We start from the raw sequence: 23,953 nt of genomic DNA, 5'->3' as shown, positions 1-23,953 counted from the left end.
TCCGCGGCCTGCCGGCCGGCCATCACGCCGTTCCGCCCGGTGCCGCGCACATCCGCGCACTTCCGCACACGAAAGAGAGATGCCGTGACCAACCACGCACCCCTGCCCGTCTTCGAGCGGCTCGGCCTCCCGGACACGGGCCTTGCCCGGGACACCTACGCCTTTGCGGCGGGGGCCACGCCCGCCTTCGTCTTCTTTCACAGCGTCCGCAGCTACGTCTTCGCCCGCGCCCACGCCCGGCACCAGGGGCTGCGCGCAGGTACCGACTACGATGACGAACTGCTGTTCATCAGCTGCGTCCTGCACGACATCGGGCTGAGCGAGGAGGGCAACGGCGATCAGCGTTTCGAGGTCGACGGTGCCGATACCGCAGCGGTGTTCCTCCGCGAACGCGGTGTCGAGGAACGGCGTATCGCCATCGTCTGGGACGCCATCGCGCTGCACACCTCGGACGGCATCGCCGGGCGGAAGGGCACCGAGGTGGCGCTGGCGCAGGCGGGCATTGGCACCGACATCCTCGGAGTCCGGCGCGAGAGCCTTCCGGCCGGCCTCGCCGACGAGGTGCACGCCCTGCTCCCCCGCATGGACCTGGGCTACGCGCTGAGCGACGCGATCGTCGCCCAGGCCAGGTCCAAGCCGCAGAAGGCGTCTCCGCTGACCTTCCCGGGAACGCTGCTGCGCCACCATCTGCCCTACGGCGCCCACCCTGACTGGTACGACCTGATTGCCGCGGCAGGCTGGGGCGACAAGCCCGTCGGCGCCGTCGCCCGGCGCCGTGCGGAGACGCCCGAGCAGGTCGGGGCCATGTTCATGGAGTACCTGGAAGCGGGCGACATCGAGGGTCTGGTGTCGCTGTACGAGCCGCACGCGCACTTCGTCCCCACCCCCGGAACCCACCTGGTGGGCACCGAGGCCATCCGGAACGCCCTGCAACAGCTGATCGGCAACGGCGCCCGCCTCAAGCTCGAGCTGCGCGAAATCCGGCAGGTGGACGACGTCGCCCTGGTGTCGAACACCGCCACCCTGACGGGCGTCGGCCCCGAGCCGGTGATCTCCACGACCACGGAGATCCTCCGACGCCAGCCGGACGGCGCCTGGGTCCACGTCGTGGACGACCCGTTCTTCAGCTGACCGCATCGGCGCTACGCAGTCAGGCTCGGGCTCGGGTCCGCCTTCCGCGCGGCGATCGCCGGCTCGGTCAACGCCCACTGCGCCTACCGGTACCCCCGTACCTTGGCGGGCTGAACGCCAGGTCCGATTCCCGCCAGCGCCGGCGATCGCCGTCTCGTTTCATTGAACCAGCAACCAATGACGAGGAGAGCGCATGAACGGCAAGGCGGTTCTGGTGACGGGTGGCAGCCGGGGCATCGGCGCGGCGATCGCACTGGCCATGGCCGAGGCGGGAGCCGATGTGGCCATCACCTACACGGCCAACGAGGCGGCGGCCAAGGAAGTGGTCCGCAGGATCGAGGCGATCGGCCGCCGGGGCGTCGCCGTCAGGGCGGACGCGGGCGACGTCGGTGACGCGGCGGGTGCCGTTGACTGGGCGGTGCAGACACTCGGCCGGCTCGACGTGCTGGTCAACAACGCCGGCGCGGGCGTCCTGGGCCCGCTCAACGGGCTGACGCTGGCCGACGTCGACCGCGTGCTCGCGGTCAACGTACGAGGTACCTTCCTCGCCTCGCAGGCCGCAGCCGCTCACATGGGCCGGGGAGGCCGGATCATCACCATCGGCACCTGCATGACCCAGCGCGTACCGGGCCCCGGCGGAACGCTCTACGCGATGAGCAAGTCGGCGCTGACCGGGCTCACCAAGGCGCTCGCCCGGGAGCTCGGCGGACGGGGCATCACCGCCAACATCGTCCACCCCGGGCCGGTCGACACCGACATGAACCCGGCCGACGGACCCCACGCGGACCCCCAGGCCGCGATGACGGCCCTCGGCCGGTTCGGCCGTCCTGAGGAGATCGCAGCCACGGTCGCCTTCCTCGCCGGAGACGGAGCCGACTACATCACCGGCTCCGAGTTCTCCGTCGACGGCGGCCACGCCGCCTGATCGGGCCGGACAGTGCCCTGTCCTGCCCCTCGTCGCCTTGCATTTGGCGACGGGGGGCAGGGCTTCGACCGCAGAAGGCCGCCTCCTCCCGGAGACGCCACCAAGGAGACTTGATGGAGACTGGCAACGAGACCGCGCTGATCGTGCGGCCCGAGGAAGCCGAGTACGTAGCACTGCCGCACGGCGGAGGCTTCCGGCTGCTGGCCGACGCCGCCGATACCGGCGGCGCGCTGGGCGCCAGCCGCCTCGCTCTCGGCAAGGGTGCCGACGGCGCACGGCCGCACTACCACACGGTGTCGACGGAGCTCTTCTACGTGCTCGACGGGAAGGTGGAGTTCCTTGTCGGAGAGGAGAGGGCGTCGGTGGGGCAGGGCGGCATGGTCGTCGTGCCGCCGAAGGTGGCGCATGCCTTCGGTGCCGCTGCCGGCTGCACCGCCGAGCTCCTGGCGGTCCTGACGCCGGGTATCGATCGCTTCGGATACTTCCGGACGCTGGGCCGCATCCAGCACGGCCTGGACTCCTTCGACAGCCTGCTGCCCGAACAGGCCCGCTACGACGTGCACTTCCTCGAAGCGACAGCCTGGCGTTCCGCCCAGACCGCGTAGCGGCCCGGCGATGCCGGGACCCGGGCTCGGCTCCTCGTTGGCGCCGACTGGTCGTCGACGGTGCAGATGCTCTGGATGCCCGTGCCCAGGAGGACCGGGGGCGGTGGTGATGACGAGTTCGTCGAGGATGCCTTCGCGCAGGAACGTCTGTGCCAGTGGAACCCGGCCTTCGCGCGCCCCGCAGGAGGTCAGACAGCCCTTAGTACTGCAACGGTCTTTGCTCTGACAGGTTGGCAGTCTCTGGTGGTGTGTGGCCGCGTTGTTTGTAGTGGCTGGTGCGGGCCTGGAACTGTCGTCTGCGGCGCCAGTGTGACCAGTGCAGGACGTGTTCGACGGGTGCTGGTCGGCGGTGGGTGAGGCGGGTGATCAGGCGTCGGATTTCGGGGAGGGTGAGGGGTATGAGCTGGGAGGATCCGTTTCTGCTTTCCCTGTGTTGGCCTCGCGGGCCTTCAGGACGGTGAGGCAGACGTGGGCGGCCATGGCGAGGGTGATGTGGCGGTGCCAGCCGGGATATCGGCGGACCTGGTAGTCGTCCAGGCCGCATTCCTGTTTCGCGGTCTGGAAGCATTCCTCGACCGCCCACCGGCTGCCCGCAACGTGAATGAGTTCGTCGAGGGTGGTCTCGGCGGGGCAGTAGGCGATGTAGAAGGAGATCTGGTCGGGCCGGCTCACGCTTCGGCGGGCGATGACCCAGTGCCGGCGGTCCTCGCGGTGCCAGGGCCGGACCTCCACGCGTGCCCAGTCGTAGACCCGCGGGCCGTGGGCGCCCATCCCGCAGGAACGACGCTTCCACTTCTGCCTCGCAAGGCCGTTGAACAGGTCGTGGACCGGGTGGTCCATGGCCCAGCGGGAGACGACAGTGTCGTGCCGGGTGGTGGCCATGACGTGGAAGACATCAGCCCGCTCCAACTCGGTCCGCCAGCCCTTGGAGAAGCCGTAGGCAGCGTCCGCGGTCACCCAGCGGAACGGGATCTTCTCCGCGATCGCCCGGCGGACCATCGCCTTGGCGATGACCACTTTCGTCTCGAAGGCGACCGTGTCCTCGATGCCCGCGGCCCGGCACCGTTCCCGGTCATCGGTCCACGACGTGGGCAGATACAAGCGGCGGTCGATCAGCGTGCGACCGCGTTCGCCGGCATAGGCGAGGAAGACACCGACCTGGCAGTTCTCCGTGCGGCCCGCCGTTCCCGAGTATTGGCGCTGGACGCCGGCCGAGCGGATGCCCTTCTTCAGGAAGCCGGTGTCGTCCACGATCAGGACCGCTTCGGGGTCACCGAGATGCTCGAAGACGTAGTCGCGGACGTCGTCGAGGACTTCATCAGCGTCCCAGTCGCACCGGTTCAGCAGCCGGTGCATGCGGTCCGGGCCCCCATGCCCAGCCTCTTCCGCGAGTGTCCAGCCGTTCTTCCGCTCCAGCGGAGATACCAGACCCCGCATATACGCCAGTGCCGACTCACGCGGCTCCGACCGGGCAAACCGGTGCACGAACCGCTCATGCACCTCACCCAGACCCGCCGCCCACGCCCTCACATCACCAAGTACCCCACCCATATCCAGACCAACGACCAACCTGGCCACCAGTCACACCAAACGCCGTTGCAGTATTAGACGGCCCGCACTGCCCGCGCACGACACGGCGCCCGGACCGGGAGCGTGAGCTCCCGGTCCGGGCGCCGTCCTGCGACGCGGATGCCCCGAACCCGCCCTCGTCACGACCGGATCTGCACGTGGTGATGAAATGTGCGCGATGCGCTGTGACTCGTCACGCTGCTGAGCTGCACTGTCGTCTCGGGAGTCGAACCCGATGCGCTGCTCTCCGCGCGCCAGCCGGGCCGGTAACCGCCGGCCCTCGGTTGTGCACGCCTCCGGAGCGACTACCTGCTCCACATCGCGGGTCTCAGTCCAGGAGGTCGGCCTCCCAGTTGGTGCGCTGGATGCGTACGTCGATCTCGCGGATCTCGCGGGCGGCATCGTCGGCGCGGGCGCGCAGCTCGGCGACGGGCAGCGCGGGGAGCACCATCAGCTCCGAGCGCAGCTGGCGGCCGTAGCCCCGGTCCCCGCTGCCCGCGGCGGCATCGGCAGCCGAGGTGAGCACGGAGTGGCGCAGGCGCAGGGTGTCGCGGCGCGCGAGGGCGTCGGTGAGGGTGCCGTCGGCGCCCATGTCGACGGCGGCGTTGGTCCGGTTGATACGCCGGATCAAGGACTCCAGGGCGTCGAGGGTCTCGGTGACCTCGGCGAGCAGCGCTGCCGGGTCCTCGGCGGGGGTCTCGCCCTCTTGGTGGCGGGCGTTGGCCACGATGCGGGCCCGCAGCTGTTCGACGCGGCGAGCCGCCTCCGCGCGCTCCGCCAGTGCTTCGCCGAGCTTCATCGTGATGGGTCCCATCCCCTGGTGCCATTCGTCGCGCGGTACTGCGGTACCGCTGCGCCGATCACCCTACGTCACGTCACGGCACGGCCGGCCCGGAGTGAGAGCCGATGCCGGGAATCACCGACATCCGCTCTTCGCTCTCACCTGCGTAGCCATTCCCACACTTCAGCAGCCCCCGGACGCGAGCTCCTCGTTGTAGGCCAAACCGTGTGTTCATCAGTCCCGCGTTCGGTCAGCGCGGCTCTCGGATGCTGTCGATGATGCGGGTCCAGTTGTCGCCGCCGTGTCCGTTCTCGATCGCGCGCCGGTAGTGGGCTTGCACGGCCAGGGGGAGAGCGAGGTCGAGGCCGAGTGACGTGCTGGTCTCGACGATGTGGTCGGACGTCGCGCCCATCATGGTGACCGTGCTGAGGTCGCCGGGATGCTCGCCGGCATCCAGCGCGGCGCCGGGGGTCTTTTCGCCGCCCTCAGGATGGCGCCGATCGAGTCGGCGGAGGAGAGCAACTCCGGCAGTGTTTCCTTGGCCTTCATTCCTGCGGTGCCCAGCATCGCTGTGGCGTGCATGAGTGCGGACAGGGTGGTGAGGAACACCGCGAGTTGGGCTTGATACATCATCTGGGCAAGGCCCGGATCCTCACCCAGATACTTTGGCGTGCCGAGCGGTGCCAACGCCGCCCGGTGATTCTCCATCACCTTGTCGGGGCCGCTGTAGTAGACATGGGCCGCCTCCGTGCCGATCATCGGCGCCGGGACCATGACACCACCGGTGAGGAAGGCGGCGTCGTGGCCCGCCGCCCAGGTTGCTGCCTTGCGTGTGCGGTCGGGCGTGTCCGAGCTCAGGTTGACCAGCGTCCGGCCGGCGAGTGATGCGGTGGCGCTGTCGAGGATGTCGTACATCGCCTGGTAGTCGGTGAGGCTGAGGATCACGAGGTCACTCGCCTCGACCGCCTCGCCAGGTGTTGCCGCGAGCGTTGCTCCGTCGGCGACGACGCCGTCGGCCCGGCCGACGGTGCGGTTCCAGACGGTGACCGGGTGGCCGGCGGCGAGGAGGGTGCGCGTCATCGCCTGGCCCATCGGGCCAAGCCCGATCACGGTGACAGCGCTGTATTGCCTGGTGGTGTGGTTCTGTTGTTCGTTCACCCCTCCATGCTCGGAGAGCGCCACTACTCTCGGAAGTACCCACTATTTTCTGCGGTACTTACCTTTTAGTAAGGAGGGTCAGTGATGGCCAAAGCGCCGAGGCACGGGCCTTACATCTGCGGCATCGACGCTGCACTCGACGTGGTGAGCGGCAAGTGGAAGGGACTGATCCTCTGGGAACTTGAAGCCCATGGCGTACGCCGCTTCGCCGAGCTCCGTCGCGGTCTGCCCGGAGTGAGCGAGAAGATGCTGACCCAGCACCTGCGTGAGATGGAGGAAGACGGACTCGTGCACCGGGAGGTCTACGCCCAGGTGCCGCCACGGGTGGAGTACTCCCTGACCGAGCACGGGCGCACGCTCAATCAAGCGCTCGGGCCGCTCGGCGCCTGGGGAGGTGAACGGATGCATCGCGAAGGCTTCGAAGTGGTCGACGTAGCCGACTGCTGATCGCACTCGGCGCTGAAACCGCGATGGCTGGCCATCAGTCCGGATTACCCCAAAAAAGATCACCAACGGCATCCGGAAGGGCGGTCAGAACCCCCTAGTTGGCCCTGCTCTTCCTCGACCGCCCCTGCCCCGACGCGGCTCGGCCGCTTCAGCCACTCGTAGACGCCGATGCCGAGCACCCCGCAAACCGACGGGACAGCCAGCGCGTAGAACCACCAGACGCTGAGGGTGACCCCGAAGTACACGCACGCACCGCCCAGCACGGCGAGCATGGCCATGGAGAGCAGGCTGGAGTAGAACGTGACGGAGTGATTCTTGGACACATGGACGCCCGGGTGCGGACGAAGGCCGTCAGCATAGATGCCCCTCCCGCCTGCCGGCTCCGGAGAAACCAGAACGCTCACACGCCAAGTGGCCGGCTTAGCCGAGCCAGACGATGTCCAGGACCGTCAGGTGCCGAAGCGCACGGTTCGCGAAGTAGATGACGGACAGGCGGCCGGCGGACGCTATACGGACGTCTTCGCCTTCAGGGTCACCGGCGTCCCACTGGCGGAAGCCCCACGGGTCGGCCGCGGCGGCGTCCAGCAGATCCCACACCGTCTCTTCCGCGTGCTCGGGCAGTGCGGCGAGCACCTTTGCGGCGGGCGGCGACAGCCGGACCGCGTACGGTCGGCCGCTCACCGGCGCCCGTTCCGGAGCTCCTCCATGTCCACGAACCCGGTCTCGTCGCGGCCGGAGGCGAGGAACGCGTCGACCGCCGGGGCGGAGGCGACGCGGGCCTGCCAGACCTGGACGACCTCGTACAGTGTGGTGAGGGAGAACGAACGGCGCGACTCCTCCAACGCCGCCGCCCACTCCCGTTCGAACGCCGGCACCCACCGCTCTGCGCGGCGGTCGGCACGCAACTGCGCGAGCAGTTCACCCGGGGCCCCGGGCGCGGGCGCGTACGGCGGAACGGATACGTGATCGGGCTGCGCGCTCATCGGCTGGTCCTCCCGGCGGGGGTCATACCGCCACGGTACGCGCGCGGGACGGCCGTGGAAGCCGGCATGGGCAGATCCCTCCTGCAGGGTCGAGGAACGGGCGACGGCCTAGACGTGATTCCGCAGCGGGTGCCCTGCTTCTCTCAGGCAGTCTGCATAGTTGAGGAGGCCGGCCCTGGGGCAGGCGGAGTCGGGCGAACCCCTGTTCAGCACACAGCAGCAGAGCAGTAGAGCAGCGCCCCGGACCGAAACACGTTACGGGGCGCTACTGCTGGTGCTGCTCGGCGGTCACAGCAGTCACCAACCGGACAGACACATCCGATCAACTGACCAACCCATCAAAGAGGCACGCCGGCCCGGACACGCTCACGCGGAAGCCACGACCTCACCGGCCATGACCTGAGGAGGGTTGGGGAGCAGTGACGCAAGGTTGTCCCGCACGAAGTCCGCCGCCCTCGACACCGATTCCTCGGCACCTGCCCGGTCCCGGAAAACGCTGGTCGAGACCATCACTCCGTCCCCGGCGTCGACCCAGTAGTAGGCCACGAAGCCGGAGACCTGCTGCATGAGCGGCACGAACCCCTCCTTCACCAGCCGTCCTGCCTCGGCCGGATCACTCACCCCTTCGTACCGCCGGACTGCTGCGTACATCGTCGATCTCCTCACCGGGGTTGTGCGTTCATCACCCGCCGAGTCGTCGTACCCCTGGGACAGCGGCCCGGCTCGTCAGAGGTGCGGCAATCACCTGAAGGGCGGCCTCAAATGATCCGAACGGCGGCCGACCGCTGAACGGTGTGCGACCGCCCGTACGTACACCTCACCCCGGCAGCGGCTCGCCAGGCCCCGCCGGCTCCGGACACGTCCCGTCAGCCGGCTCGGCCACGTGCCCCTCCCACACTGCGCCTCCCGTCGAGATCCTCGGCCGCCTCCGCTCCGACCGCTTCATGCGCCGGCCCCCACCCCCCCCCCCCCCCCCCCCCCCCCGGGGGGGCTACGACCCAAAGAGCTGCCGACCGCCCAAGCATGGGGGCTGGTTCATCTTGGTGGCCGCAACCGGGGGCACCGAGCAGGCCGTGACAGACACCGACACCCGTCTCTACGGGAAGGCGACCGCTCAGGCGTGGGGCAGGCCGCGATCCCGACCCGGCCCCGGCCGCCCGCCGGGCTCGAAGAACCGCCGCCACCCACCACAAACTCGCTTCTCCCTCATCCCCACAGGAGCGATGATCTCCACGAGGGCTCGATGAGGGTAGGGGATCATGGACGACCGACGACCAAGGCTGGTACTCCTGTGCGGCCTTCCCGGTGCCGGGAAGACCACGGTGGCCAAGAAGTTGGAGCGGGAACTTTCCGCTGTGCGTCTGTGCCCGGACGAGCGGCTTGCGGAGCTGGGCCTTGACCTCTTCGACGGCGAGGCTCGGGACCGCATCGAACGTCGCCTGTGGCAGCAGGCCCAGGATCTGCTGACTTCCGGAGCCGTTGTGATCTTGGAGAATGGGTTCTGGCAGCGTCAGGAACGCGATGAGAAGCGGCTCCGAGCTCGCGCGCTCGGGGTCGAAGTCGAACTGCGCTACCTCGATGTGCCGATGGCAGAACTGGAGCGGCGCCTCGCCCTCCGGAACCAGGAGCCGGGCTCGGTCGTGCTGACACCCGAGCTGCTCAGGGAGTGTCAGAGTCAGTTCGAGGCCCCGACTCCGGCCGAGCTGGACCTGTTCGATCCGCCACTGCCTTGAATGGCGTGTGGATCGTGCCCGTGACCGTGCAGCGGATACCGCGCCCGCGTAGGCGGGCGCGGCTCTTCCGGGACGCGTACGCCGTGTCCGCACCTACCCGGCGAGGCCGGGTAGACCCGGCCGTGCCGGACGCCCCCTCCCCCGAGTCGCCCGGCCGGGCCGTGTGGCGTATGGCGGGTGTGCCCGTCAGGGGGCCGGGGGCGGGGGTCCCGGGTCTTTGCGGTCGCGGTCGTCCTTCGTCTCCCCGGGTGCCTCGTCCTTCGCCGGGCCGATGCGGATCTCGAACTCGCCCGCGTACTTCTCGTGGCCCGCGATCACAGCTTCCTCCATCGCCTCCGTGGCGAGTTCGCCGCGGACGATCAGCGGGTCCCGGCGGAGGTCCCGCAACAGGGCCCAGCACATGCCGATCATCACCAGGACGAACGGGGCGGCAACGAGGATCGTCAAGTGTTGCAGGCCCGCGAGGGCGTCGCCCTTGCCCTCACCGACGAGCAGCATCACGGCCGCCACGCCACCGGTCACCACGCCCCAGAAGACGACGATGAACCGGGCGGGTTCGAAGGTGCCCCTCTGGGAGAGGGTGCCCATCACGATCGACGCCGCGTCGGCGCCGGAGACGAAGAAGATGCCGACCAGGATCATCACGAGCAGGCTCATCACGCCGGCGATCGGGAACTCCTGGAGCACGCCGAAGAGCTGCGCCTCGGGCGTGGTCGCGTCGCCGAGCTTTCCCTGCTCCTTCAGGCGCATGGCCGTACCGCCGAAGATGGCGAACCAGACCAGGCTCACGGTGCTGGGCACCAGGATGACGCCGCCGACGAACTGACGGATCGTACGGCCCCGGCTGATGCGGGCGATGAACATGCCGACGAACGGCGTCCAGGAGATCCACCAGGCCCAGTAGAAGACCGTCCAGCTGCTCAGCCAGTCGGCGACGTCACCGCCGCCGGTGGACGCCTCGGTACGGCCGATCAGCTGGGGCAGCTCGTCGAAGTACGCGGCGAGGGAGGTGGGGATCAGGTCGAGGACCAGGATGGTGGGGCCGACGATGAACACGAAGACCGCGAGGACGGCGGCCAGCACCATGTTGATGTTGGAGAGCCACTGGATGCCCTTCTCCACACCGGAGACGGCGGAGAAGACGAAGCAGACGGTCAGCACGGCGATGATGGCGACGAGCAGCCCCGTCCCGGCCTTGCCCAGCCAGCCCACCTCGTGCATGCCGCTGCCGATCTGGAGCGCGCCGAGTCCCAGGGACGTGGCGGAGCCGAACAGAGTGGCGAAGATCGCCAGGATGTCGATCACCCGGCCGGGTGCGCCCTCGGCGCGCTCCTTCCCGAGGAGCGGGATGAAGACGGCGCTGATCGTCTGCCGCCTGCGGCGCCGGAAGGTGCTGTACGCGATGGCCAGGCCGACCACCGCGTAGATGGCCCACGGGTGCAGCGTCCAGTGGAAGAGCGTGGTGGCGAGTGCCGTCTGCATGGCGTCCGCCGAGTCGGTGGGGTCGGTGCCCGGCGGCGGAGTGGTGTAGTGCGCGAGGGGTTCGCTGACGCCGTAGAACATCAGGCCGATGCCCATGCCGGCGCTGAACATCATGGCGACCCAGGAGACGGTGCTGAACTCCGGCTTCTCGTGCTCCTGGCCCAGCTCGATCCGTCCGTACCGGCTGATGGCGAGCCAGAGCGCGAAGACGACGAACCCCGAGGCGACCAGGACGAACGCCCAGCCGGCGTTGTGCATCAGGCCGTTCAGCAAGGTGTCGGAGACGCTCTCCAGCGAGCTGGTGGCCGTGGCGCCCCAGATCACGAAGCCCAAGGTCAGCACGGCCGCAACGCCGAAGACCACCCGGTCGGTGACGGGCGCCTTGTCCTCGTGCGGGTGCCGGCCGGGCAGTGACGCCTTCACGGGCAGCCGCAGCCTCTGCCCCCGTTTGCGTTGCTCCTGAGACACAGGCGGCACCTTTCGCGATCACGGCCCGATTTGGCTTCTGCTATCCCGTACCACGGCGCGCACACCTGTCCCGGCATCAACAGGCGTCGATCGGGCCCCTCTGTCAGGTCATAGGCCGCACGGGTGTCTAGAGGGGTGTCGAGGAGGATCCGCACGAGAGCTCGCTGCGACTGTCGCCGCGCGCGGTACGAAGATCACGGCATCCGCACCCCATCCAGGCGGGCCGCTCATCCGTATCGGCTCACTTCGTGGAAGAAGCCGTCGATGACGTGCAGTTGCCCGGTGCGGGCGGCCTCGTCGTAGACGTGTTTGCCGACGGCGAGGTCGAGTACGCCCAGTCCGAAGGGTGAGAACACCACCGGCCGGTCTTGCGGCAGTGCCGCGCGGCCGGTCATGACGTCGTGCAGCGTGCCGGTGAGGAAGTCGCGGTTCCCGGTGAGCTGTTCGGCCAGGTGGGGTGAGGTGTCGGCTTTGAGGCAGTGCTCGATGTCGTCGACGATGTTGGTCGAGGCCAGCAGGATTTCCGGGGCGAGGTCGCGCAGTGACACGTGCAGGACCAGGGGGTTGTGGTCGAACCATGCCGGGTCGGTGATGTGCGGCCGGTCGGCGACGGTGGCGAAGACGAGCAGGTCGCTGGAGCGGATCAGCTCCTCGGGACTGTCGTGCACGGTGATCCGGGTGGTCGGATGGGTGGCTTGCAGGTAGCTGCGGAAGCCGGCTGCGCTGTCGGCACTGATGTCATGGACGCCGATTTCATCGAAGGACCAGCCGGTTGCGGTCAGGAAGGTATGGATGTAACGGGCGATGAGGCCCGTTCCGAAGAATCCGATGCGGGCCGGTCGTGTCCCGCGGCCTTGGCTGAGCGTCTTGGCCGCTGATGCGGCCATCGCGGCCGTTCGGGTGGCGCTGATGATGGAGCTTTCCAGGCAGGCGAACGGGTAGCCCGTGTCGTGGTCGTTGAGTATCAGCACCGCCGAGGCCCTGGGGATGCCGGCCTGCACGTTGCCGGGGAAGCTGGAGATCCACTTGATGCCGTCCACCCGCGCCTCTCCGCCGATCGATGCGGGCAGCGCGATGATGCGGGCGGTCGGGCGGTCGGGGAAGCGCAGGAAGTAGGAGGGCGGGTTCACCGACTCCCCGACGGCGTGGAGCTGGTAGGTGGCCTCGATCAGCTCCATGATCTGGTGTTCCTGGCCCTGGAGGGTGTGCTGGACCTGGGCTCCGGAGATCACGGCGAACGGGGGCACGGCGAGCGGCGGTGACACTGCGTGCGGGTCGGACATCGGGGGCTGCGTGGCAGTGGGACGGGACGTGGTCATCGCGTGCTCCCTTCGGAGGCTGCGGTCGGGGTGGTCGGGGAGAAGGTCGGGGTTTGAGGTGCGGCCATGGCGACGAGGACCTCGCGCGGCGGCTCGAACGGTTCCCTGCTGTGGGCGGTGCGAATGTTGTCGATGAGCATCAGGTCGCCGGACTGCCACGGCTCGCGGATGGTGTGCTCGGCGTAGACCGTGTTGATCAGCTCGACGATGTCCTCGCCGATCGGGTCGCCGTTTCCGAAGCGGGTGTTGAACGGCAGGGCTTCGGGGCCGTAGACGTCGACGAGGTACTCCCGTACCTCGGGCGCCAGCGTCCACTCGCTGAGGAACGCGATCTGGTTGAACCAGCAGCGTCGGCCGGTGGCCGGATGGCGCACCACGGCGGGGCGGCGCTGGCGGGTGCGCAAGCCACCGTCGTCTTGCCAGGCGAACTCGATGGCGTTGGCGCGGCAGTAGTTCTCGACGGCTGCCCGGTCGTCGGTGCCGAATGCCTCGGTCCAGGAGGCGCCGATGTCGTCGTTGTAGGTGCGGGTCAGCAGCCAACCGTCCTGTTCGAACCGCTGGACGAGTTCCGGCGGCAGCGCATCCAGGACAGTGGCGGAATCCGCGAGGGCCGTTGCTCCGCCGGAGGTGGGCGCCGTCAGGCAGGCCAGCAGCAGCAGACCGGGAGGGCTGTGGGTGTAGCTGAGCTCGTGGTGCATGCACATGGGCTGGTTGGCCGGCCACGCCGTGGAGGAGTACACGCCGGGGGCGTGGGTCTGACGGGGGCGAAGGCTTCGGTGTCGGTCATCAGGGCGTGGGCCAATCGGCCGAAGACGGCGCCCACCTGCTCTGTGTCGCACAGGCCGAGCCCGCGGACGAGAACGGCGCCGTGTTCGGTGACGAGTCCGTGCAGTGTGTGGCGGTGTTCGGCTGCCCAGGCGTGCAGGTCGGCCGGGACGGGGCTGGGGACGTGCAGTATCGGGGGTTTGTCGGGATGCAGGTCTACCCGGGGCACGAACGCGGAGGAGGGCACAGGGCTGGGGCTGATCGGGGCGGGGCTGGTGAATGACATGGTCTTTGTCCTTTCGGTGGTGCTGAGGAGGAGGCCGGCGATCAGGGTGAGGCCGGCTGTGCGGTGGGGCGCCGGTGGGATGCGGTGTCCAGGAACCGGGCCAGATCGGTGAGGACGGGGTGGCGGATGACGTCTGCCGGAGATACGGCGCGGTCCAGGGTGATGGCGAGTCTCACGGACGAAAGGGAGGTGCCGCCCCGGTCGAAGAAGTTGTCGCGCCGGTCGATCCGGCCTTGCGGAATGCCCAGCACGCGCGCCCACGCGGCCGCCAGCCGCTGTTCGGCGGGCGTGTTCGGCGCCTGGACGTCGTCCTCGGCGTCGTGAAGTTGCGTGGCCAGGGCCGTCAGGGCCTTCCGGTCGATTTTGCTGTTGGCGGTCAGCGGGAGGCTTTCCTGCCAGTGGATGACCGAGGGGACCATGTACCCGGGCAGTGACGTGCCCAGCCGGTCCAGCAGGACGCTGGTTTCGAGCGGCTGCGGGGCGGTGTAGAACGCCACCAGGTGGGTGCTGTGGTCGGGCCGTTCGGTGACCACCACGGCGCTGTCGCGGACCCCGGGTGCTCGTAGCAGGGTGTTTTCGATCTCGCCGGTCTCGATACGGAAACCGCGGATCTTGACCTGGTTGTCGCGGCGGCCGAGGAATTCCAGCTTGCCGTCGAGCAGCCAGCGGCCGACGTCGCCGCTGCGGTACAGGCGCCGGCCCTCACGGTGAGGATCGGCAAGGTACGTGGGCCGGGTGCGCTCGGGGTCGTTGACGTAGCCGCGGCCGACGCAGACCCCGGAGAAGACGATCGTGCCGGGCGCGCCGAGCGGCACCGGGTTGAGGTGCTCGTCGACGACGTAGAGGTGCACGTTGTTGACGGGCCGGCCCAGCGGGACCCAGTCGGTATCCGGTGTGCGGTCCATGATCTCGTGGTTGGTGTCGTCGCTGGTCTCGGTCAGCCCGTAGGCGTTGACGAGTTTGATGTCGGGCTGGGCGGTGAACCAGCGCTGGGCGAGTTCCTTCTTCAGCGCCTCACCCGTGACCGACACAAAGCGCAGGTCCGGCAGCGTCCGGGGGTGCTGCTCGAGATGGGACACGACGACGTCGAGGTAGGAGGGGACGACCTGCAGCACGGTGACCCTCCCGCGGGCAACGGTGTCGACGAACCGTGCGGCGTCGAGGATCGCCTCCTGCTCGATCAGCAGGGTCCGCCCGCCGACCAGCAGTGGGGCGAGCAGTTGCCACAGCGAGATGTCGAAGCACTGGGGCGCGGTCTGGGCGACCACCTGCCCTTCGCCGATCTCGAGGTCGTCGATCTTGGCGTAGAGGTGGTTGAGCATGCCCTGGTGTTCGCACATCGCGCCCTTGGGCTCACCCGTCGAGCCGGAGGTGAAGTAGATGTACGCCAGCTGGTCGGGTGCGACCTCGATACCGAGGTCGGTCCCGGAATGCTCCTGGCCGAAGGCGGTGTCGACGAACAGCGTCTGGACCGCGGGCTGGGAGGCGAGGGCCGGCTGGAGGGTGGTGGTGGCGGCCGGTTGTGTCATCACGAGCCCGCACCCGGCACGGGCCAGCATGGCCTTGATGCGTTCGGCCGGCAGGTGCGGCTCGATGGGCAGGTACGTGCCGCCCGCTTTGAAAACGGCCAGGACGGCGGCCAGCCAGTCCAGGTTCCTCTCCATCGCCACCGCGACCACCCCTTCACGGTGCAGTCCTTGGGCCCGCAGGGCTCGGGCCAGCCGGTTGGCGCGGGCGTTGAGCTCCTCGTAGGTCCACGTCCGGTTGCCGTGCTGAGCGGCGACGGCGTTCGGGTGGTGCCGTACACGCTGCTCGAACAGCTCGTGCACTCGGTGCTCGGGCAGGTCTCGGTGCGGCCCGGCAAGGCCATGGAGCTGGAAACGAAGTTCTTCGGCCGAGACCAGGCTCTGACTTGCGTGATCGGCATCCGGGTCAGCGGCGATCAGGGCGAGCGCGGTCAGGTGGTATCCGGCGATCCGGGCGGCGCAGTCCGCGTCGAGGACGTCGGTGCGGTAGCGCAGCCGCAGCGTCAGCCGTCCGTCGTCGTGGTGGGCGGTACCTATCCACAGCGCCGTGTCTGCGGCCAGGGTGCTGCTGTCCGGGGCCGGCTTACCGTCGGCGGCGGGGAGGTCGCCGCTGATGCCGGTGGGATCGAGCACGGTCTCGAAGGGTGCTTCGGTCAGGCCGAGTTCGCGCCTGAGGTCATCGACGGGGAAGTCCTGGTGGGCCAGCAGCTGCGCGATGGTGTGGTGGGTGTGCAGCAGCAGGCTCCGCCATGAGCCGGGGCCGGCCGTCAGCCTGCACGGCAGCGGCCTGCCGCCGACGGCAGCGACGTAACCGGTGGTGATCTCCTGTTCGCCGCTCAGCGCGGCCAGCACCTTCGCGTGGGCGGTCAGCAGCACACAGTTCAGCGGCACTGCCAGGTCGTCTGCCAGTCGGCGCAATACTGTCGCCTGGCCGGCCGGGACCGGCGTCTCGTACTCGGCCACGCCGGCAACCGGCACGCGGGTCCAGCGTGGAAGCGGCGTGAAGCCGCTGCCGGCGGCCAGGACGCCATGCCAGAACTCTCTACTGGTGGATGCTTTGAGCGCCATGAGGGGTCTCTCTCCTGTGCTGGTGCTGGTGCTGATGGGGTTGGGGTTGGGGTTGGGCGTCAGATGCCGCCGAGCGGGTTGGGGTGTACGGGGTGCAGGGGCGCGGCGCCGGACGGGTGTGCCGGCAGCGCTGCGGGTGGCGGGGTGTTGTCGGTCAGCTGCCGGGCCGGGTTTCCTGCCCACCGGGCCCGTTGCGGGACCTGCTCGCCTTTCATGAGGAAGGAGTCGCAGGCGAGCTGGACGCCGTCTGCCAGCGTCACGCCGTAGTGGACGAACGCGCCGACACCGAGGGTGCAGCCGTCACCGATCGTGGTGCGGTCGGACTTGAAAGCGCCGTCCTCCTGCGAGTGGCACTGGACCACCGTGCCCGCGTTCAGCGTGCAGTCGTCCCCGATGGTGACGAGGGTCCGCTCCGGGAAGAAGCAGCCGTCGTCGAAGACCCGCTTGCCGATCCGCGCGCCCAGCAACCGCCAGATGACGTTCTTGAACGGGGTCCCGTCAAAGACCTGCGCGTAGTCGACCGACGCCAACTTCCAGAAGCGCTCGTGCCGCCAGAACGACGGTTCGTAGATTGAGCAGTACAGCGGGTTCTGGGCCTTGAATCCGGTGGTGGCCCGTTCGATCAGCGCGAAGTAGACGGCGGTGAACAGCAGTGTGAGGACACTGGCCAGCGCGAACGCCGACACACCCAGCGAGGGGTAGAGGGTTGTGGCGCCCAGGGCGACGAGGGTCACGGCGAAGACGTGGAGCCACCGCGCCATCAGGTACAGCCCCGCCGTGACGGCATTGTGCCGGTTCTTGGCGGCCAGGCGCCGGCGCAGCTCGCTGCCGCTCTCCAGGTCCTGGAACCGGGTGTCCCGCATCACCGTGCGCGGAATGGCGAAGGGAGGCGAGCCCAGCAGGCCCACGTTTTCCCGTACCTCTCCGTCGACCGGGACCATCACCTTCGTCGCCAGCAGACAGTTGTCACCGGTCTTGGCCTGCGAGGGATAAGCGATGCGGTTGCCGAGGAAATTGTGGGCGCCGATCGAGACCCGGGACAGCCTGAACGACGTGTTGGAGAAATCGGTGTTGATGACCGACAGGCCGTCGGCGACCATCGTCTTGCTGCCCACCGAGGTCAAGAACGGGCTGTCGTGCTTCACTTCGGAACCGAAGTTCGAACCGGTTTGTGTGACGCGGGACAGGTCGTAGCCGAGATAGCGCAGGTAGTGGACGATCGCGGAGCTGTCCCCGAACAGCGCGGTGAAGAACTTCCTGTTGGTCAGAAGTGTGATGGCCCGCTGCAGACCGTAGTGGAAGCCGTAGAGCGGATAGACCGTGTCCGGCTTGACCGCCCGATTGAGCAGGCGCGGCACGACGCCCTGGATGACCAGCCCGGCCAAAGCGGCGCCGAAGAACAGCACGAAGGACGCGGCCAGCGCACCTAGGTAGAACGTCCCGCTGGTGAACGCCGAAGTCCCGGCCTGAAGCGGTGTGGTCAGCTGCGACAGCGGGGCCAGCAGCACGGTGACGCCGCCGGTGGCCAGGGGCAGATACACCAGCACCATGGCGAGCAGCTGCCCGGCGGTGTAGCGGACTTTCCTGGCGGTGGAGCAGTCGCCGGAACCGACCGTACGGAAGTCTGTGCTGGTGGGCTCGGCCGGTGACCCGTGCCAGCGCTCGCCGGCGGGGACGGTCTGCCCGGCGTGCAGGCTGGAGGCGTGCCCGAGCTGGGCCTGGCTGCCCATCGAGGTGTTGATGTCGAGGACGGTCTGTTCGCTGACGAGGACATTGGTGCCGAGGGTGACGGGGCCGGTCTGGATGAGACCGGCGTGTGCCCGGTAGCAGGAGAAGAGCACGTCCTTGCGGATCACCGTTCCGTCACCGATCGTGAGCAGGTCGGTGCAGACAGGGATGTGAGTGGAGAAGATCGCGACATTACGCCCGATCTTCGCGCCCAGCGCCCTGAGATAGGCCACGTACAACGGCGACCCGGTGAACAGACGGACAGGACTTGTGCGGATCAAGGTCTTGACCAGCCACCAGCGCAGGTAGCCGAGGCTCCAGACGGGGAACTCGCGCGGCGTGAAACGACCGATGAGGGTCCACTTCGCCACGATCGGCACCATGCACACGCCGGCAAAGAGCGCGCTGCCCACCAGTACGGATCGCAGGTAGACATCGAGCACACCCGTGCCGGCGCTGACCCACTCGAGGCCTCGGACCGTGGTCAGGGCAGCGAGGTAGGAATAGCCGAGGAACACCAGGAGCTGCAGCATTCCGCACAGCAGGTACTGCCCTGTGCCCGCCCGCGCCGCGATCCTGCGCGCCGAAGCAGACACCGAAGCGGACGTCGAAGCAGACGCCGAAGCAGACGCCGGCGTTGATGCCGGGACGGCCGGATGGACGGATACGGGTGCCGAGGCTGCGGGCCCTGCGTAGGTGGACTCAGAGGCCGCCGCGGGCGCGGCGTGGGTGAGCGCGGAGGCCAGGTTGTCGACTGTGGGATGCCGGTAGACGTCCTTCATCGATACAGGCGGCAGGTCCGCCCGCTTCCTGACCCGGGCACAAAACCCCGCCATCACCATCGAATCAGCGCCCAGCTCATCAAAGAAGTTACTGTCGCCGGGCACCTGCTCCACACCGACGACATCCGCCAGCACTTCCGCAAGGAGCCGCGCGAGCTGCGCGGTCTCGGCCGCCTGGCCTCCGGACATGCCAATTGGCCTGCCTTCGGGCCTGCTGCCGGAAAGCGTTGAGGTGCCGGGCGGGCCGGCCGTCCAGGCATCGGTGGATTTCTCTAGCATGTGCGCTCCTCGACGACGACGGTTCGGGCGCCGGGGGCTCTCATCGGGTCACCAAAGAAGAAAAACATGTTTAATCCACCTAAATGCGCGTGTTCCGCTGTCGGGAAATGCCTTTCGGCATCGATCGGGTTCGTGTTGCCGCCCCTCCAGTAGGCCCGGCCGGCACATATCCGTCACGCCGCTGAATGTCGGGACTTGACACCACGCACCTGCAGCGGTGGGCACCGCCGGACAGCCCGGAAGCCCGGCCGCGTGCATACGGGAAAGGCGCTCAGCCAGGTAGAGCGGTCAGCGCTCGCCGGTGTGGCAGGGCATGCCGCCGCGCAAGCGTGTACGGGAGAGCCGTGTACACGAGAGCCGTGCCGCCCGGCGCGTATCCGTGATCATGGCCGGCGTCAAGCCCCGACATCCGGTGACATGACAGAGCCACGGTCATCCCGCGTACTGGAAGAGGCCCGAAGACGTGGCAGCAAGCGACGTCTTCCCCGAGCCGCCCCCACACAGGCCGGCGGCCCCAGACACCAGCCGTGAACGCATACAAGGAGGTGCCCCGTGCCGGTCATATCCACCCCCCAGGAATTCAACCAAGACGACCTCTACGTCGACCTCGAGGCGGTCACCGGGCACCGGATGTTCCTCAAATGCGAAGGATTCAACTTCGCGGGGTCCATCAAACTCAAAGCCGCAACCGCAATGGTCGAGGCCGCCGAACGCGACGGCCTGCTCACCCCTGGCTCCATCCTGGTCGAATCCTCCTCCGGCAACCTCGGCGTGGCGCTGAGCATGATCGCTGCCAGCAAGGGCTACCGGTTCGTGTGCGTCATCGACTCCCGCTGCAACCTGGCGACCCGGCTCCTCCTGGAAGCCCTAGGCACCCAGATCCACATCGTCACCGAGCCCTCCCCCACCGGCGGCCTGCTCGGCGCCCGCATCGACCGCGTCCGCGCCCTGTGCGCGTCCGACGACCGCTACGTATGGCTCAACCAGTACACCAACCCCAACAACCACACTGCTCACTACCGCACCACCGCACCGGCCATCGCCCGCGCCTTCCCCGACCTTGATGTCCTCTTCATCGGGGCCGGCACCACCGGGACCCTCATGGGGTGCGCCCGCTACTTCCGCACCTGGCACCGCCCGGTACGCATCGTCGCGATCGACACAGAAGGCTCTGCCACCTTCGGACAGACGCCCAGTCGCCGCATGATCCCCGGCCTCGGCACCAGCATCCGCCCTCCGCTCCTCGACACCTCCTACGTCGACGACGTGGTACACGTCGACGAAGCCGAGACGATTCGTACGTGCCACCAACTGGCCCGCCACGGCTTCATCTTCGGCGGCTCCACCGGCACCGTCGTCAACGGCGCCACCCAATGGCTGGCTCAGCAGGATCAGCAGGTGACCGCGGTCGCCATCGCCCCCGACCTCGGCGAGCGCTACCTCGAAACCGTCTACCAGACCGACTGGGTGCGAGACCTGTACGGCGAGGACGCACTCCAGTCCCAGACCGTCAGCGCCGCCGCCCCGGCTGCCTGACCCGCCGAGCGCGCCACGGCCACAGGCACCCGCACACCACGCACCAGTGCGAGACATCCCGAGCGTGCGGCGGTCACCCACAGTGAAGGGCCTATGGCGCCCTGTCGACTGAACCGCGAGCGTCGGGACTCTTACCGCCCCTCAACGTGATCCGGACCGATATCCCCGGCCTGCAGAGGCGCGGCCGGGCCGGCTCGTTCACACTGGCAGGACGACGAACGCAGCTGGGAGGCCGGATGAGCTGGGCATCATGGACCACCCGCGGGATTTTCGCCGGACGGGACGGAGTGCAGACCGGCGAGGCCGGCCCCGTCCTCACCGGCGAGCTCGATATTCACACCACGTGGACCGAGGCCGATGGTCTGGCGCATGTCACGGTGCAGTACAGCGGAGGGTCCGACTGGCTCCCCCTCGCCGGAAGCCCCGTCCCGTGCCCCAGCGAAGAGGCGAGCCGGGCCCTGCATGACGCGGTCATCCATTCCGTACGCGCCGGCGCGATCCTCCCCCTGAGCACCGACCGCCCCTGATCCTGCCCGGCGGCAAACCGGCCGGCGAAGGCGTTCTCGGCTTCACAGCACTGCTCCGGACCAGGCCGACGGCAGCGTTGCCGGCTAGGGCATGGGCGATGCCTGGGTGAGAGACATCCAGTGCCGGACGGTCTTCTGGTGGGAACCGATCGCCGTGCCTCCGGCGACTGCCTCCGCGTCCGCGACGGAGCAGGGCACTCCTGAGCGGGTCAGCAGGACGAGCGGCCACTCGGGGCCTGTGCCGGGCCCCGCCGCATCGAAGGCGGTCCAGCTCCAGGGGCCGTCGAACAGCCACGCCCGCCCGGCCGCGTCGGCGACCTCGTCGCCCGGCCGCAAAAAGGCGTACGGCCGCATCAGCAGCTCAAACGCAAAGGGGATCCCGTCGCCCGGGTGAAGGGTGTAACCCTCGCCGTTGAGATGGCTGCCGTCCGGAAACTCCCGGTACGACAGACCGCGGCGCAGCACGACCACGGTCAGCTCGGGGCGGGGTAGCCAGCCCGTCTCCAGTGGAGGCGCATGGTGGTCGACAGCAGTCACGTGGACTACGGTCGGCGGGACCCCGACCCGGCAGGCGTCCCCCGCCTTCAGGTGCTCGGGCGGCGGATCGGTCCGGAACAGTTCCGCCCCGGCCTCCGCCGAGACATACCCGCCACTGTCCACACCCAAGGCAACGATCCCGTTCCAGTGGAAGAAGGCGCTGTCGGTGTCGATCCGCCACCACGGCCACCTCACCGACACGTGGTCCCACATCACGCCTCGTTCGACCCTGGTCGGCGTGAACGGGCAGGCGACCGACAGCACGTCGCCGACCCGGAAGTCCCCCTCGTACATCATCGAGCCAGGCTAGAACAAGCAGAGCTCGCGGGTCGGTCACAGCAGAGGTCTGACAACCGCTCGGGCGAGGGCCGCGGCGCGGACTGGGTGGGCGCGCCACGGGACCGCCTCGCCGCCCAGTGGCTCGCCGCAGACGGCAGCGCCGCGACGAGCCGGCCGTACGCTTGACGTTCAACTCTCGCGTGCGTGCCATCAAGCGTGAGCGGTGCGGGCCGCTCGCTGGGACTCCGTGCCTCAGGACTCACGCAGGCGTACGGCAAGGGCGGCGATGTCGTCGTCAAGGCGTCCTCTGGTGTAGCGGAGGAGGTCGCGGTGAAGATCCGTGAGCAGTTCGCGGGGCGGTGTCGGGGGCTGTCGACGCATCCAAGCTGCCAGCGGGAAGAACTCGCCGTCGCGGGCGCGGGCCTCGGCGATCCCGTCGGTATAGAGGAGCAGCAGGTCGCCGGGGGCGAAATCGTAGGTGTCGACGCTGTAGTGATCGCCGATGAGCTCCGCGAGGCTGAGCAGTGGCGAGGGGTTGTCGGACTCGAGGACACGGAGCTTTCTGCGGCTCAGGAGCAGCGGCGGGGGTGTCCGCAGTTGAGGATGTCGATACGTCTGCCTTTGTGCGGGATCTCGACGAGGAGGGCGGTGGCGAAGCGCTCCATCGGCCCCTCGGGGGGAAAGGCGGCGTTGTAACGGGTGCTGCTGGCGTCCAGCCTGCGTGCGACGTTGACCATGTCGGCCTCACCGTAGGCCGCCTCCCGGAAGGCGTTGACGATCGCAGCGGCCGCCCCCACTGCCGGCAGGCCCTTGCCCCGCACGTCACCGATGAGCAGCCTGACCCCGAATGGCGTGTCGACCACCTCGTAGAAGTCTCCGCCGATGCGCGCCTCCGCCGCGGCCGCGAGGTACAGCGACTCGATCTCGACGTTCCGGAAGCGGCGTGGGATAGGGCTCAGCACCACCTGTTGCGCCGCTTCGGCGACGAGCCGTACCTGGAAGAGGGTGCGCTCCCGCTGCAGCCGGACATGGCTTCCGTACGCGGCGGCCACGGTGACCGCGATGATCCCCGCGGCTGTCCACCACGTTCCCAGGTCGGGGAAGACGAGGCTGAGGCCGATCATCAGAAAGAGGCAGACCGTCCCGAGCAGGACGGTGGGCAGGACCGGCCACATGGCGGCTGCCAGGGCCGGCGCCGCCGGCAGGAGACGACTGAAGGCCATTTCCGGCGGAGTGGTGTAGGCCAGGCTGGCGATTACGACGGTCAGAATGACCGGCGACAGCCGCACGAGCATCCCCCGGCCGTAGCGCCGGCGGAGCCACGGCCGTCCAGACTCGATCACACTTCCCAGAATATCTGCGCAATGGGGGCATAGCGCCCTGACGAACAGAGTCGGCCGCCCCGCCCCTGCCGTTTCCGCAGTCGATGAGCGCCCTGCCCCCTACGGCCCGCGCCACTCAAAGTTTGGTACGGCCGTTGACCTGACAGGCCACTCGCGCAGCCAATCGAACGTGTGTCGCAATAGAAAGGTGAGGGCACCCTTCCGCGTCCCTGATGACCTGCTCACCCCGCAAAGGGCGCGGCTGCGCACCTACGCCGATCCAGCGAAGGCTGGCCGCGTCCGGCACGGCCGTGCTGGGGCTCAGGGGCCTTCCCAGCCTCTGACGTGACCCGGGCCCGGGCCCGCTCGATCTCGTTGATATGGGTTTCCGTCCACTGGCGGAGCGCGGTGATCGGCTCCGCGAGGCTGCGGCCGAGCTCCGTCAGGTCGTATTCGACCCGGGGCGGAACGGTGGGATACACGGTGCGGGCGACGAACCCGTCGGCTTCGAGGCCGCGCAGAGTCTGAGTGAGCATCTTCTGCGACACGCCCTCGATGCGCCGGCTCAAGTCGGTGTACCGCAGGGTGCCTTCGAGGAGGGCGTCCACGACCAGAATGGTCCACTTGCCGGAGATGTGATCAAGGACCTGGCGTGTGGGGCACTTCGCGGAGTAGACATCGGCCGGCAGCCCGGACGATTCCACAGTGGTCTTCATG

20 protein-coding genes and 2 pseudogenes are annotated in these 23,953 nt (G+C 68.6%); 7 read left to right on the top strand and 15 right to left on the bottom strand.

The window, feature by feature from the left end:
- Positions 1-84 precede the first annotated feature (84 nt).
- From JIW86_RS37740 to JIW86_RS37730, 3 genes are all read left to right on the top strand, one after another.
- On the top strand, positions 85-1,131 hold the full coding sequence (locus JIW86_RS37740; RefSeq protein WP_257558815.1) for a nuclear transport factor 2 family protein: 1,047 nt from the start codon (positions 85-87) through the stop codon (positions 1,129-1,131).
- A 193-nt stretch (positions 1,132-1,324) separates the two neighbouring features.
- The gene (locus tag JIW86_RS37735; RefSeq protein WP_257558814.1) at positions 1,325-2,056 is read left to right on the top strand and encodes an SDR family oxidoreductase; all 732 of its coding nucleotides are present in this window, start codon (positions 1,325-1,327) and stop codon (positions 2,054-2,056) included.
- 113 nt (positions 2,057-2,169) lie between these two features.
- Complete coding sequence (locus JIW86_RS37730; protein WP_257558813.1) at positions 2,170-2,661, top strand: cupin domain-containing protein; 492 nt, start codon at positions 2,170-2,172, stop codon at positions 2,659-2,661.
- Between the two features lie 366 nt (positions 2,662-3,027).
- Here the strand turns inward: JIW86_RS37730 and JIW86_RS37725 are convergent, their stop codons facing one another.
- The 3 genes and pseudogenes from JIW86_RS37725 to JIW86_RS37715 all read right to left on the bottom strand — a co-directional run bounded on the left by JIW86_RS37725 (position 3,028) and on the right by JIW86_RS37715 (position 6,169).
- On the bottom strand, positions 3,028-4,212 hold the full coding sequence (locus JIW86_RS37725; RefSeq protein WP_257552446.1) for an IS701 family transposase: 1,185 nt from the start codon (positions 4,210-4,212) through the stop codon (positions 3,028-3,030).
- A 346-nt stretch (positions 4,213-4,558) separates the two neighbouring features.
- On the bottom strand, positions 4,559-5,029 hold the full coding sequence (locus tag JIW86_RS37720; protein WP_215140531.1) for a DIP1984 family protein: 471 nt from the start codon (positions 5,027-5,029) through the stop codon (positions 4,559-4,561).
- A gap of 232 nt (positions 5,030-5,261) precedes the next feature.
- Positions 5,262-6,169: pseudogene (locus JIW86_RS37715) on the bottom strand (NAD(P)-dependent oxidoreductase).
- Between the two features lie 84 nt (positions 6,170-6,253).
- Between JIW86_RS37715 and JIW86_RS37710 the strand changes: the two are divergent.
- Positions 6,254-6,616 (top strand): winged helix-turn-helix transcriptional regulator, encoded by a 363-nt coding sequence (locus JIW86_RS37710; RefSeq protein WP_257558812.1) that lies wholly within the window; start codon positions 6,254-6,256, stop codon positions 6,614-6,616.
- A gap of 59 nt (positions 6,617-6,675) precedes the next feature.
- Here the strand turns inward: JIW86_RS37710 and JIW86_RS37705 are convergent, their stop codons facing one another.
- The 4 genes from JIW86_RS37705 to JIW86_RS37690 form a co-directional block, all read right to left on the bottom strand.
- Positions 6,676-6,939, bottom strand: coding sequence for a hypothetical protein (locus JIW86_RS37705; RefSeq protein WP_257558810.1), 264 nt, complete (start codon positions 6,937-6,939; stop codon positions 6,676-6,678).
- A gap of 97 nt (positions 6,940-7,036) precedes the next feature.
- Positions 7,037-7,297, bottom strand: coding sequence for a hypothetical protein (locus JIW86_RS37700; RefSeq protein ID WP_257558809.1), 261 nt, complete (start codon positions 7,295-7,297; stop codon positions 7,037-7,039).
- On the bottom strand, positions 7,294-7,599 hold the full coding sequence (locus JIW86_RS37695) for a DUF6247 family protein (RefSeq protein WP_257558808.1): 306 nt from the start codon (positions 7,597-7,599) through the stop codon (positions 7,294-7,296). Before JIW86_RS37695 ends, JIW86_RS37700 begins: the two co-directional genes overlap by 4 nt.
- A gap of 366 nt (positions 7,600-7,965) precedes the next feature.
- Positions 7,966-8,250: a hypothetical protein gene (locus JIW86_RS37690; protein WP_257558807.1), complete on the bottom strand. Its 285-nt coding sequence runs from the start codon at positions 8,248-8,250 to the stop codon at positions 7,966-7,968.
- Positions 8,251-8,858: 608 nt separating this feature from the next.
- Here JIW86_RS37690 and JIW86_RS37685 point away from each other — a divergent pair.
- Positions 8,859-9,332 (top strand): AAA family ATPase, encoded by a 474-nt coding sequence (locus tag JIW86_RS37685; RefSeq protein ID WP_257558805.1) that lies wholly within the window; start codon positions 8,859-8,861, stop codon positions 9,330-9,332.
- Between the two features lie 186 nt (positions 9,333-9,518).
- Here JIW86_RS37685 and JIW86_RS37680 read toward each other — a convergent pair whose 3' ends face one another.
- The 5 genes from JIW86_RS37680 to JIW86_RS37660 all read right to left on the bottom strand — a co-directional run bounded on the left by JIW86_RS37680 (position 9,519) and on the right by JIW86_RS37660 (position 18,945).
- Positions 9,519-11,243 (bottom strand): BCCT family transporter, encoded by a 1,725-nt coding sequence (locus JIW86_RS37680; protein WP_257559599.1) that lies wholly within the window; start codon positions 11,241-11,243, stop codon positions 9,519-9,521.
- A 266-nt stretch (positions 11,244-11,509) separates the two neighbouring features.
- Positions 11,510-12,601: a 2,3-diaminopropionate biosynthesis protein SbnB gene (gene sbnB, locus JIW86_RS37675; RefSeq protein ID WP_416237642.1), complete on the bottom strand. Its 1,092-nt coding sequence runs from the start codon at positions 12,599-12,601 to the stop codon at positions 11,510-11,512.
- Positions 12,598-13,440: a TauD/TfdA family dioxygenase gene (locus tag JIW86_RS37670; RefSeq protein WP_322975580.1), complete on the bottom strand. Its 843-nt coding sequence runs from the start codon at positions 13,438-13,440 to the stop codon at positions 12,598-12,600. Before JIW86_RS37670 ends, sbnB begins: the two co-directional genes overlap by 4 nt.
- 253 nt (positions 13,441-13,693) lie before the next feature.
- Entirely contained in the window at positions 13,694-16,246 is a 2,553-nt protein-coding gene (locus JIW86_RS37665; RefSeq protein ID WP_257558804.1) for a non-ribosomal peptide synthetase, read from the bottom strand.
- A 59-nt stretch (positions 16,247-16,305) separates the two neighbouring features.
- Positions 16,306-18,945 carry a Pls/PosA family non-ribosomal peptide synthetase gene (locus JIW86_RS37660; protein ID WP_257558803.1) on the bottom strand — a complete coding sequence of 880 codons (2,640 nt, stop codon included), beginning with the start codon at positions 18,943-18,945 and terminating at the stop codon, positions 16,306-16,308.
- Between the two features lie 642 nt (positions 18,946-19,587).
- On the opposite strand from JIW86_RS37660, the gene sbnA reads away from it, so the two are divergent.
- Both sbnA and JIW86_RS37650 read left to right on the top strand, forming a co-directional pair.
- Positions 19,588-20,571 carry a 2,3-diaminopropionate biosynthesis protein SbnA gene (gene sbnA / locus JIW86_RS37655; protein WP_257558802.1) on the top strand — a complete coding sequence of 328 codons (984 nt, stop codon included), beginning with the start codon at positions 19,588-19,590 and terminating at the stop codon, positions 20,569-20,571.
- Positions 20,572-20,807: 236 nt separating this feature from the next.
- A complete protein-coding gene (locus tag JIW86_RS37650; RefSeq protein WP_215140358.1) occupies positions 20,808-21,098 on the top strand; it encodes a hypothetical protein in 291 nt (96 codons plus the stop codon).
- 84 nt (positions 21,099-21,182) lie between these two features.
- On the opposite strand, the gene JIW86_RS37645 is transcribed toward JIW86_RS37650, so the two are convergent.
- From JIW86_RS37645 to JIW86_RS37635, 3 genes and pseudogenes are all read right to left on the bottom strand, one after another.
- Positions 21,183-21,932 (bottom strand): hypothetical protein, encoded by a 750-nt coding sequence (locus JIW86_RS37645; RefSeq protein ID WP_257558801.1) that lies wholly within the window; start codon positions 21,930-21,932, stop codon positions 21,183-21,185.
- A gap of 234 nt (positions 21,933-22,166) precedes the next feature.
- Positions 22,167-23,209: pseudogene (locus JIW86_RS37640) on the bottom strand (PP2C family protein-serine/threonine phosphatase).
- A gap of 269 nt (positions 23,210-23,478) precedes the next feature.
- Complete coding sequence (locus JIW86_RS37635; protein WP_257558800.1) at positions 23,479-23,952, bottom strand: winged helix-turn-helix transcriptional regulator; 474 nt, start codon at positions 23,950-23,952, stop codon at positions 23,479-23,481.
- Position 23,953: the final 1 nt, after the last annotated feature.

Origin of the sequence: Streptomyces sp. NBC_00162 (assembly GCF_024611995.1) — a bacterium.
GTDB lineage: Bacteria > Actinomycetota > Actinomycetes > Streptomycetales > Streptomycetaceae > Streptomyces.
This window is presented reverse-complemented; position numbering and strand designations above follow the sequence as displayed.

Excerpts from the sequence above, each read along its gene's own strand:
- JIW86_RS37735 (WP_257558814.1), top strand. The coding sequence starts at position 1,325 with ATGAACGGCAAGGCGGTTCTGGTGACGGGTGGCAGCCGGGGCATCGGC.
- JIW86_RS37730 (WP_257558813.1), top strand. The coding sequence starts at position 2,170 with ATGGAGACTGGCAACGAGACCGCGCTGATCGTGCGGCCCGAGGAAGCC.
- JIW86_RS37725 (WP_257552446.1), bottom strand. The coding sequence starts at position 4,212 with ATGGGTGGGGTACTTGGTGATGTGAGGGCGTGGGCGGCGGGTCTGGGT.
- JIW86_RS37720 (WP_215140531.1), bottom strand. The coding sequence starts at position 5,029 with ATGAAGCTCGGCGAAGCACTGGCGGAGCGCGCGGAGGCGGCTCGCCGC.
- JIW86_RS37710 (WP_257558812.1), top strand. The coding sequence starts at position 6,254 with ATGGCCAAAGCGCCGAGGCACGGGCCTTACATCTGCGGCATCGACGCT.
- JIW86_RS37695 (WP_257558808.1), bottom strand. The coding sequence starts at position 7,599 with ATGAGCGCGCAGCCCGATCACGTATCCGTTCCGCCGTACGCGCCCGCG.
- JIW86_RS37690 (WP_257558807.1), bottom strand. The coding sequence starts at position 8,250 with ATGTACGCAGCAGTCCGGCGGTACGAAGGGGTGAGTGATCCGGCCGAG.
- JIW86_RS37685 (WP_257558805.1), top strand. The coding sequence starts at position 8,859 with ATGGACGACCGACGACCAAGGCTGGTACTCCTGTGCGGCCTTCCCGGT.
- sbnB (WP_416237642.1), bottom strand. The coding sequence starts at position 12,601 with ATGACCACGTCCCGTCCCACTGCCACGCAGCCCCCGATGTCCGACCCG.
- JIW86_RS37665 (WP_257558804.1), bottom strand. The coding sequence starts at position 16,246 with ATGGCGCTCAAAGCATCCACCAGTAGAGAGTTCTGGCATGGCGTCCTG.
- JIW86_RS37660 (WP_257558803.1), bottom strand. The coding sequence starts at position 18,945 with ATGTCCGGAGGCCAGGCGGCCGAGACCGCGCAGCTCGCGCGGCTCCTT.
- JIW86_RS37650 (WP_215140358.1), top strand. The coding sequence starts at position 20,808 with ATGAGCTGGGCATCATGGACCACCCGCGGGATTTTCGCCGGACGGGAC.
- JIW86_RS37645 (WP_257558801.1), bottom strand. The coding sequence starts at position 21,932 with ATGATGTACGAGGGGGACTTCCGGGTCGGCGACGTGCTGTCGGTCGCC.
- JIW86_RS37635 (WP_257558800.1), bottom strand. The coding sequence starts at position 23,952 with ATGAAGACCACTGTGGAATCGTCCGGGCTGCCGGCCGATGTCTACTCC.